Here is a 10421-nt window from a genome sequence, read left to right as displayed (position 1 = left end):
CCGCGCGGGTGAACTCCGCGCCTCGGTGCTACGCTGGGCCAATGCTGTTCGGCACCCTCCTTCTTCGTTGCCGCGGCGAGGCTTCGCTCTAAGCCCCCTCGCCGCGGAGTCTGCTGTCGGCTTAGCACGACAAGAAGATGTGATCCGGAGCTAAAAATGAAGAACATGCAGCAGCCGTCATCGATGCCAGCGCACCGCTACGTCCCGCACCACGAGCAGATCGCCGTCGATCTGCCCGACCGCACCTGGCCCTCCAAGCGCATCGAGCGCGCACCGCGCTGGTGTGCCGTCGACCTGCGCGACGGGAACCAGGCGCTCATCGACCCGATGTCCCCGGAGCGCAAGCGCGCGCTCTTCGACCTCCTGGTCCGCATGGGGTACAAGGAGATCGAGGTCGGGTTCCCCTCGGCCAGCCAGACCGACTTCGACTTCGTCCGCTCGCTGATCGAAGAGAACGTCATCCCTGACGACGTGACGATCCAGGTGCTCACGCAGGCGCGTGGCCACCTGATCACCCGCACCTTCGAGTCGCTGAAGGGCGCGAAGCAGGCGATCGTGCACCTGTACAACTCGACGAGCGTCCTGCAGCGCGAGGTCGTGTTCCGCAAGGACCGCCAGGGCATCATCGACATCGCCCTCGAGGGTGTCCGTCTGTGCCGTGAAGCCGAGGCGATCGTTCCCGACACGAAGATCTACTACGAGTACTCGCCAGAGAGCTACACGGGCACGGAGCTCGACTTCGCGGTCGACATCTGCAACCAGGTCATCGAGGGCTTCGACGCGAGCCCCGAGCGTCCCGTCATCATCAACCTGCCGGCGACCGTCGAGATGTCCACACCGAACATCTACGCGGACTCGATCGAATGGATGCATCGCAACCTGACGCGGCGAGAGAGCGTCGTGCTCTCCCTGCATCCCCACAACGACCGCGGCACGGGTGTGGCCGCCGCCGAACTCGGCTACCTCGCCGGCGCCGACCGCATCGAGGGCTGCCTCTTCGGGAACGGCGAGCGCACGGGCAACGTCGACCTGGTCACCCTCGGCGTGAACATGTTCACCCAGGGCATCGACCCGCAGATCGACTTCTCCGACATCGACGGCATCCGCCGCACGGTCGAGTACTGCACGCAGCTGCCCGTCGGAGAGCGCGCCCCCTGGGGTGGCGACCTGGTCTACACGGCCTTCTCGGGCTCGCACCAGGACGCGATCAAGAAGGGCTTCGAGGCCATGGCCGCGAAGGCCGACGCGCTCGGCGTGTCCGTCGACGAGCTCACGTGGGAGGTCCCGTACCTGCCCGTCGACCCTCGCGACCTCGGCCGGAGCTACGAAGCCGTCATCCGCGTGAACTCCCAGTCCGGCAAGGGCGGAGTCGCCTACCTGCTCAAGGAGCACCACAACCTCGACCTGCCGCGACGTCTGCAGATCGAGTTCTCCGGGGTCGTGCAGAACAAGACCGACTCAGAGGGCGGCGAGGTCTCGACCGACGCCATCTGGCGAATCTTCAACGACGAGTACCTGCCCGCGGAGAGCGAGCAGCACAAGTGGGGTCGTTTCGAGCTGTTCCGCACGGCGACGAGCTCAGCGCTCGACGGAGCCGTCGACCTGAGCGTCGCGCTGCGCGACGGGTCGGGAGTGGCCGAGCACGCCTCGCAGGGCAACGGGCCGCTCGACGCCTTCATGAAGCTGCTCGGGCAGCAGGGCCTGCAGGTCGAGCTGCTCGACTACGTCGAGCACTCGCTGTCCGTGGGTGGCGACGCGCGCGCCGCGGCCTACATCGAGCTGGACGTCGCGGGCGTGCGCCTCTGGGGAGTCGGTATCGACAGCGACATCTCGACGGCGTCGCTCAAGGCCATCGTGTCCGGCGTCAACAGGGCGCTGCGCGGCGAGACCGAAGCCGAGCTCGATGCTCAGCTGACGACGGTCGCGTAGGCGCGACCGGCACGTTCAACGGGCGGGCACCCGGCCGGAGGTCACTCCGAGCTCGGGTTGCTCGCCCGCTTCTGTTCGATGATGTCGATCGGTCGGGTGTCGGGGGCGTGCAGGCCCGACGCCTCGAGAATCTCCTGGTCGGTGAAGGGCAGCTCCCGCTCGGGCCTGCCCGTCCGAGGCGACCTCCGGATTCGTGGCATCTTCAGCGCGATCTGCTCGGGCAGACTGAGCCCGAACCAGACGCTGGCCATGCGCACGGCGAAGGTCACCGCGACGCAGATCACGATGCCGATGATCTGGGAGACGCCGAACGCGTCTGCCAGCACGAACGCTGCGCTGCCTGCCGTCGCGGCCACGGCGTAGAGGGAGCCGACGAAGAGGATGCCGACCGGCATCCCGAGCAGCATGTCGCGGACCACGCCTCCGCCGGCCGCGGTCACGGTTCCCACGAGCAGCGTCGGCAGGATCGGGAGGTCGAAGTTCATGGCCTTGAGCGTGCCGACCGCGCAGAAGAAGCCGAGCGCCGCCGCGTCGAGGACCGAGACCAGGCCGTCCATGCGTCTGAGCAGTCGCTGCAGGAGCATCCCGCCGAGTGCCGCCGCCCCAGCTGTGAAGAGGAACCACTCCGTCTCCATGCTCACCGGACGGATGCCGAGGAGGAGATCGCGGATGATGCCGCCGCCGAGACCCACGGTGATGCCGATGATGACGACGCCGAGCCAGTCGAGCTTCTTGTCGCGGAACTGCTCCGCGACCATGGCCGCGGTGATCGCGCCGATGGCGATGGCCGTGAGGTCCAGCCAGAGGGGGAGCGTCGTGGCGGGCGAATCCATGGTCTCAATGCTCCCACAGCGCCGTGCTGAGCCGAGTCACGCGTGGTTCCCGGCTCTCGCTGCTCGGAGGGCCATACTGGGGTGATGCCCACCTATCGTGACGAGGCGGTTGTCCTTCGAACCCAGCGCCTCGGCGAAGCCGACCGCATCGTCACACTGCTCGGCAAGGAACGCGGAAAGGTGCGGGCTGTGGCCCGCGGGGTTCGTCGGACGTCGTCGAAGTTCGGCGCTCGGCTCGAGCCGTTCATGGTCGTGGACGTGCAGTGCTACGCGGGTCGCAACCTGGACACCGTCACGCAGGCTGTGACGCTCGCCGCGTACGGGCGGGACCTGGTCGAGGACTACTCCAGGTATTCGGCCGCTTCCGTCATCGTGGAGGCCGCCGAGCGAGTGGCGGAGGCTGAGCCGTCGCCCCAGCAGTACACGCTGGTCATCGGGGCCCTGCGGGCGCTCACCCTCGGCGCGAGGGCGTCCCAGGACATCCTCGACTCGTACCTGCTCCGCTCGCTCTCGCTCGCCGGCTGGGCCCCCGCGCTCGATGACTGCGCGAGGTGCGGAGCCCCGGGGCCGCACGAGCGATTCAGCGTGCAGCTCGGGGGAGTCGTGTGCCAACGATGCACTCCAGCGGGGATCGTGCGAGTGGACGAGGCGACGGTGCAGGCGGTGCGCGCGCTGCTGTCCGGCGATTGGGCGATGCTCGACGGCATCGAGGTCTCGGCCAGGGCACGTGCCAGTGGAATCGTCTCGGCCTACTCGCAGCACTATCTCGACAAGAAGCTCAGATCGATGCAGGTCCTCGAACACGACCGCCTGCTCGGACGCCTGGAGCCGGCGACCGCGGTCGCTCTGAGCAGCGCGGGCGGCGGGGCAATCAACGGAGACAACGACCCGGGCGCGGAGCCCGGCACGGAGGAGACGGCATGAGCCGGAGCAGGCAGGCGCAGACGTTCAAGCCGGTCGACTGGACGGGTGTCTATCCGCCGGCGTTCGAGGCGTCCGAGGTCCCCTCGCACGTGGCGGTTGTCATGGACGGCAACGGCCGCTGGGCCAACCAGCGCGGTCTGCCGCGGATCGAGGGCCACCGAGCCGGGGAAGCTGCCCTCCTCGACGTCGTCGCGGGCGCCCTCCAGGTCGGGGTGAAGCACCTCAGCGCCTACGCGTTCTCCACGGAGAACTGGAAGCGCTCACCCGAGGAGGTGCGCTTCCTCATGGGCTTCAACCGCGATGTCCTCCATCGGCAGCGCGACCAGCTGAACGAGTGGGGGGTGCGCATCCGCTGGGCTGGGCGGGAGCCGCGCCTGTGGAAGTCGGTCATCAAGGACCTGCAGCTTGCCGAGCGCCTGACGAAGGACAACACTCGGATGACGCTCACGATGTGCGTGAACTACGGAGGGCGCCTCGAGATCGCCGACGCCGTGAAGCGCATCGCCGAAGAGGTTCGCGAGGGGAGGCTGCGACCAGAGCGCGTCACGGAGCAGACCATCGCCAAGTACCTCTACGACCCGGAGATGCCGGATGTCGACCTCTTCGTGCGATCGAGCGGTGAGCAGCGGACGAGCAACTTCCTGCTCTGGCAGGCTGCCTATGCGGAGATGTGCTTCCTCAACACGCTCTGGCCGGATTTCTCTCGCACCGACCTCTGGGAGGCGATCGAGCGCTACGCGGGCCGGGAGCGCAGGTTCGGTGGCGCCGTGGATGCGCCGACTCGCGTCGACGCCCCCGCCCCGACCGACGCCAGCTGAGACGGCGGGGGCGGGCGCGCCGCGAGATCAGCGGAATTCGACGGTGACCTTCTCCCCGTCGATGGCGAAGGTGCCCTGCTCCCAGATCGTGTCCGATCCTTTCGTGGTTCGCCCACTCTCGCCTGCCGAGATGTACGTGGCGAGACCTCCCTCGATCTCGAAGGAGTCGGAGGTATCGCTGACGGTCACGGTCGGATAGGTGGCGATGCTCCAGTTCACGCTTCGATTCGCGCCGGAGGCGTAGGTGCTGAACGGGCATCCGACGGGAGCCGCGGCCGTCGAGGAGGCACACTCGTCGATCTTGGCGGTGACCGCGGATTCCACCGCGGACTGCAACGCCTCGGTCGGCGTGTAGACGACGTTGCGGTTTGCGACGTGGTCGTCGGCGATGGTGCCGACACGCACCGGCTGGTTCGAGGTGGAGTAGAACTCGGAGATCGTTCCCGTGACGGGGTAGATCGCCGGGTAAGCGTCGAACTGCACCCAGCTCACCGGCTGACTGCCTTCCCAGGTTCGAGAGTCGACGGGGTCGGGGGTCACCGTGACGGCGCCGATCGTGAGGTCCATGGCATGACTCGTGCCGACGGCCGAGGCGAAGACCAAGGGTGTGAGGATCCGCCAGTGCTCGAGCACCAGGAACTCATTGTCAACGCGTTCAGCGACGAGCACGGCCGTCTCCGTCGTCCCGCCGAGCCTGTAGGTGACCTGCACGTTCTTGGTCTCGCGGCCTGAACCCACCGCTGCGGGCGTCGACGGAGTCAGCCAGCCATCCGCGGCGGGTGTCGTGGCGGCTTCGAGCTCGACGATGTCGAGGACGGTGATCCGCTCGGTCGCGGCGGCGAGCATCTCGTCGCTCACATACTGTCGCTGAGCGCTCTCTATGTTGGGGTCGACGAGTTCGCCGGCCAGGCTCGCGTTGCCGTCGGCGATGGCCTGCACGTAGCGGCGGGCTTCCGCGATCGCGCCGCGGTGGCCGTTGACTGCGGTGACCGCAGTGGCGGTTGCCGCGATGATGATCGCCGCGATGGCGAGGGCGGCGCCAGCGCGACGCAGCCTCCGGCGCGCGGGTGCCCCGAGCTGCCGAGCAGTCCACGCAGGTGGGGTGGATGCGGCGGGCTGGGCGATCAGTGGCGGACGTGTCTCCGATCCGTCGGCAGCAGGCGCGCGCCCACGGTCGAGACGCGCGAGCAGGCTGACCGCACGGGAATGGAGCCGCGGCGCGATGATCCTGAGTCGAGGCGGCAGCGCCCAGGCGAGAAGCTCGACTGCCAGCGCCCAGATCGCGAAGAGCGCGGGGGTCCAGAACGAGGGCCTGACGCTGATCGTGAGGTCGCCGAGCGAGAAGCCGAGTGCCGATGCCGATCCGGTGAGCACCACCGGCAGGAGCATGGACGTGAGGATCGTCCAGACCAGCAGGGCTGCGGCAGGCAGGCGCCAGAGGCTCGACCATTGCGGGAAGCGTGTCTCGGGCCGACCGACCCCGATGAGCACGGCACTCGCGACCGTCGCGGCGACAACCGGAAGGAGGGCGAGCCACGCATAGGGGAGCTCAGGCGAGAAGACCGACGCGACTGTGCTCGGCCCGAAGGGGATGCTCACGGCGATGGCACCCAGGTGCCCGAGGATCAGGGTGGTGAGGGCGAGGTGCGGTGCCGCGGCCAGGAGCACCGGCACCGACGTCAACGGGCTCTCCGACTGTGCGACGCCGAGGATCATCGCGATGATGCCGAGGAGCGAGCCGGCCACTGCGAGCGTCGCGGTGTAGATGCCGAGCTCCGCCCCGAGGAGCCGCAGCTCTCGTGACCGCGAGCCGGGCAGCGGCGTCTGAGGTGCTCGACCAGGACGGCCTCGTGCGGCAAGAGAACGACCGAGCCATCCGCTCAGGAAGATCGACGTGAACGCCACAGGCGCGAGTGCCGGGCTCAGCGCGGTGACGGTGGCAGCCGCGCCCGGCGTGTCGAGACGCAGGCCGGGTGCTGCGACGCAGAGGAGGAGGACCGCGAACGTGCCGCTTGAGACTGCGGCCGCTCCGAGCCTGCCGCGCCTGCCTCGATCCGCCCCGCGCCGCTCGAGGCCATAGGCAGTCGCGAGGCTCACTGCCAGGACGAACGCCAGCGACGCGAGGGGCCACAGTCCGAGCGTCAGGCCGCTGCCGCCGGTCAGGGAGAAGCCGCCGACTGACTCAACGCCCAGTCTGAGCTGGCCTGAGAAGGGGAGCGCCGTGAGCAGGAGGACGAATTGCCAGAGCAGCTCGAATCCCGACGCCGCGTTCGAGGCGCTCGGCTGACTCCCCGGCGCGAGGTCGCTGAGAAGGAGGGCCAACGCGGAGCTCAGACCGGCTCCGCTGAAGAGCGCGGCGACGGCGCAGGCTCCGGCGTGTAGAGCACTCGTGGTGATCGGATTCTTGTCGACAGCGCTGGTCGGCGATGATGTGGGAGTCACAGAGGGTGCCCTTCGGATGCGCGACGTCCTGGGGGACAACGCCATACGAATGTTCAGATGATTCGCGACATCGTTGCAGACCACCGTGCGGGCGCAGCGCGGCAGAAGCGGATCTGTGGAGAACGCCTCGTGGACGGCCTTCCGGCATGGAGCCGCTGACGAGCCTGGCGCTTGACTAGACTGACGACTTGCGGCGGACACGACCCTGGGTTCGCCTTCGACACCTCAGCAGGAGTTTCTCTCAATGGCGCAAACCACGCTCGACAAGGTCATCGCTCTCGCGAAGCGGCGGGGCTTCGTCTTCCAAGCGGGCGAGATCTACGGAGGCACTCGCGCCTCTTGGGACTACGGCCCCCTTGGCGTCGAACTCAAGGAGAACATCAAGAAGCAGTGGTGGCAGACGTTCGTCCGCGGCCGCGCGGACATGGTGGGACTCGACTCCTCGATCATCCTGCCCAAGGCGGTCTGGGAGGCATCCGGCCACGTCGCGACCTTCACCGACCCGCTGGTCGAGTGCACGAGCTGCCACAAGCGCCACCGCCAGGACCACCTCATCGAGGCGTTCGAGGCGAAGAAGAACCGCGCGCCGGAAGGCATGTCCGACATCGTCTGCCCTGACTGCGGGACCAAGGGGCAGTGGACCGAACCCCAGCTGTTCTCCGGCCTCGTGAAGACCTACCTCGGTCCCGTCGACAACGAGGCGGGACTGCACTACATGCGTCCCGAGACCGCCCAGGGCATCTTCGTGAACTTCAACAACGTGCTCACCACGTCGAGGAAGAAGCCTCCCTTCGGCATCGGACAGGTCGGAAAGGCGTTCCGCAACGAGATCACGCCAGGGAACTTCATCTTCCGCACGCGTGAGTTCGAGCAGATGGAGATCGAGTTCTTCGTGCACCCGGATGAGGCGCAGAAGTGGTTCGAGGACTGGGTCGAGGCCTGCTGGAACTGGTTCACGGACCTCGGGCTGAACCCCGACAACATGCGGCGCTTCGACGTTCCCAAGGAGGAGCGCGCGCACTACTCGGCCGGAACGATCGACTTCGAGTACCAGTTCGGCTTCAAGGGAACCGGCTGGGGTGAGCTCATGGGGGTGGCGAACCGCACGGACTACGACCTCACGTCGCACTCGACCGCGTCCGGCACCGGCCTCAACTACTTCGATCAGGCCTCGGGAGAGCGCTACACGCCATTCGTGATCGAGCCGAGCTTCGGCCTGACGCGATCCATGATGGCGTTCCTCGTCGACTCCTACGTCGAGGAGGAGGCGCCGAACGCCAAGGGCGGCGTCGACATCCGCACCGTTCTGCGGCTCGACCCTCGCCTCGCGCCCATCAAGGTCGCGGTGCTGCCGCTGAGCCGTGACGAACGCCTCAGCCCCGTCGCGCGCGAGCTGGGCGACAAGCTCCGCAAGCACTGGAACATCGACGTCGACGACGCGGGCCAGATCGGCCGCCGGTACCGGCGCCAGGATGAGATCGGCACGCCGTTCTGCGTGACGGTCGACTTCGACACGCTCGAGGACAACGCCGTGACCGTCCGCGAACGCGACTCGATGGCCCAGGAGCGAGTCGCCCTGGACCAGCTCGAGGCGTACCTCGCTGTTCGTCTGCTCGGAGCCTGATCGCGCCTCCCGAGTGAACCAGGACGTCGTGGGAACCAGCGAGCGCCCGTCCGCGAGAACGCGGGCGGGTCGCTCGCTGCGGCCTGCGCTCCTGACCATCGCGGCTGGGCTTGTCCTGCTCGCCGTGCTCAGCTACGTGTTCATCTCGGCCCGGGCTACCGACCGGGGAGCCGCCACGCTGGATGCACCGTCGGCGTTCGCCGAGTGGCGGGGCGAGGCCTCGGAGCTGCTCCCACGCGGCACGGTGAGCGTCGGTGGTGTGCAGCTGTCGGCAACCGAGATCCAGTGCGGCCTGCCGCGGCACGATTGGCGGGGCGGCAGCGCGAGCGCCGCCGGCCAGTTCTGCGTCGTCGACGTCGATCTCCGCAATGGGAGCGGCGAGTCGATCTCCCTCGCGCCGGACGTCTTCGAGCTCGAAGACGCTGCGGGGCAGACGTCGATCGCAGACCACGAGACCACCGCCTACGGCACCGACCTGCCTGCCGGTCCCGCGGAGGAGAAGCAGCTCCTCCCATCCGCCTCCACCCGCGTCCATCTGGTCTTCGATGTCTCGACCTCGGCGGCGGGTCCGATGGAGCTGAAGTTCGAGCCTGCTCCCGAGCTGAGGATCGTCTTCTGAGGCGACGAGGGGCTCCTGTTCGAACGTGTCGGGGCTGGCGTGCGAAAGTCGCCTCGACCTGCGAGAATTGATCGGTTATGACCTTGACTGCACTCGACTCGAAGCCGCTGCGCATCGGCCCCCTGGTTCTCGACGTCCCAGTTGTGCTCGCGCCCATGGCGGGCATCACGAATTCCGCCTTCCGGCGCCTCTGCCGCGAGTACGGCGCGGGCCTCTACGTCTCGGAGATGATCACCTCGCGCGCGCTCGTCGAGCGGACGCCGGTGACCATGCGCCTCATCGAGCACCACGAGTCGGAAGAGGTCAGGAGCATCCAGCTCTACGGGGTCGACCCCAAGACCGTCCGCGAGGCCGTCACGATGCTCGTGGCCGAGGACCGAGCGGACCACATCGATCTCAACTTCGGATGCCCGGTTCCCAAAGTCACGAAGCGTGGAGGCGGGGCCGCGCTGCCGTGGAAGACCTCCCTCTTCCGGGCCATCGTCGAGGGGGCCGCGGAGGCCTCCGGTGACATCCCGCTCACCATCAAGATGCGCAAGGGCATCGACGACGATCACCTGACCTACCTGGAAGCCGGCCGTATCGCGGAGGGTGCTGGCGTCGCAGCCGTCGCACTCCACGGGCGCACGGCCTCGCAGTTCTACTCGGGGCAGGCTGACTGGGATGCCATCGGCAAGCTCAAGGAGACCGTCACGAGCATCCCGGTGCTGGGCAACGGCGATATCTGGGCGGGCGAGGACGCGTTGCGGATGATGGAGCAGACCGGATGCGACGGCGTCGTGGTCGGGCGCGGCTGCCTCGGGCGCCCCTGGCTCTTCGGCGACCTCACTGCTGCCTTCCGCGGCGACTCGACGCGCATCCAGCCGACGCTCGGGGCGGTGGGCGACGCGATCCGTCGACACACCGAGCTCCTCGCGGAGTTCCACCAGGAAGAGGCCCGCGCCTGCCGTGAGATGCGCAAGCACATGTCGTGGTACCTGAAGGGCTACCCGGTGGGCTCCGATGTGCGCTCCGGTCTCGCGCTCATGTCGACGCTCGAGGAGCTCGACGGCCTTCTGGCTCAGCTCGATCGCGACCAGGCCTACCCTGGACAGGACGCCGAGGGCCCTCGCGGGCGAGCGGGAACGCCCAAGCGGCCGTCGCTGCCGGACCGCTGGCTCGAGTCTCGCGAGCTCAACGAGGACCAGAAGGCGAATATCTCCGCCGCCGAGCTGTCCCACTCGGGAGGCTGA

At 68.0% G+C, this 10421-nt stretch carries 8 protein-coding genes; 6 read left to right on the top strand and 2 right to left on the bottom strand.

All coding sequences use genetic code 11. From position 1 onward, the window contains the following. The first annotated feature begins 156 nt into the window (after window positions 1-156). Complete coding sequence (gene leuA / locus C5B99_RS09240) at window positions 157-1929, top strand: 2-isopropylmalate synthase (RefSeq protein ID WP_104241443.1); 1773 nt, start codon at window positions 157-159, stop codon at window positions 1927-1929. A 41-nt stretch (window positions 1930-1970) separates the two neighbouring features. On the opposite strand, the gene C5B99_RS09235 is transcribed toward leuA, so the two are convergent. Continuing rightward, on the bottom strand, window positions 1971-2762 hold the full coding sequence (locus C5B99_RS09235; protein WP_104241442.1) for a trimeric intracellular cation channel family protein: 792 nt from the start codon (window positions 2760-2762) through the stop codon (window positions 1971-1973). Between the two features lie 84 nt (window positions 2763-2846). Here C5B99_RS09235 and recO point away from each other — a divergent pair, with 84 nt between their 5' ends. Together recO and C5B99_RS09225 are read left to right on the top strand one after the other, a co-directional pair. Next, a complete protein-coding gene (gene recO / locus C5B99_RS09230) occupies window positions 2847-3686 on the top strand; it encodes a DNA repair protein RecO (RefSeq protein WP_104241441.1) in 840 nt (279 codons plus the stop codon). After that, window positions 3683-4504 carry an isoprenyl transferase gene (locus C5B99_RS09225; RefSeq protein ID WP_104241440.1) on the top strand — a complete coding sequence of 274 codons (822 nt, stop codon included), beginning with the start codon at window positions 3683-3685 and terminating at the stop codon, window positions 4502-4504. Before recO ends, C5B99_RS09225 begins: the two co-directional genes overlap by 4 nt. Before the next feature lie 27 nt (window positions 4505-4531). Here C5B99_RS09225 and C5B99_RS09220 read toward each other — a convergent pair whose 3' ends face one another. Further along, window positions 4532-6946 (bottom strand): hypothetical protein, encoded by a 2415-nt coding sequence (locus C5B99_RS09220; RefSeq protein WP_146081973.1) that lies wholly within the window; start codon window positions 6944-6946, stop codon window positions 4532-4534. 244 nt (window positions 6947-7190) lie between these two features. Between C5B99_RS09220 and C5B99_RS09215 the strand changes: the two genes are divergently transcribed. The 3 genes from C5B99_RS09215 (at window position 7191) to dusB (ending at window position 10421) form a co-directional block, all read left to right on the top strand. Next, window positions 7191-8570 carry a glycine--tRNA ligase gene (locus C5B99_RS09215; protein WP_104241438.1) on the top strand — a complete coding sequence of 460 codons (1380 nt, stop codon included), beginning with the start codon at window positions 7191-7193 and terminating at the stop codon, window positions 8568-8570. A gap of 28 nt (window positions 8571-8598) precedes the next feature. Continuing rightward, a complete protein-coding gene (locus C5B99_RS09210) occupies window positions 8599-9189 on the top strand; it encodes a DUF4352 domain-containing protein (protein ID WP_181064976.1) in 591 nt (196 codons plus the stop codon). A gap of 77 nt (window positions 9190-9266) precedes the next feature. Further along, on the top strand, window positions 9267-10421 hold the full coding sequence (gene dusB / locus C5B99_RS09205; RefSeq protein WP_104241436.1) for a tRNA dihydrouridine synthase DusB: 1155 nt from the start codon (window positions 9267-9269) through the stop codon (window positions 10419-10421).

The organism is Pseudoclavibacter sp. Z016, from assembly GCF_002931215.1.
Classification (GTDB): Bacteria; Actinomycetota; Actinomycetes; order Actinomycetales; family Microbacteriaceae; genus Pseudoclavibacter.
Note: the sequence above shows the minus strand (reverse complement) of the source record. Positions and strands in the feature narration are given on the sequence as shown.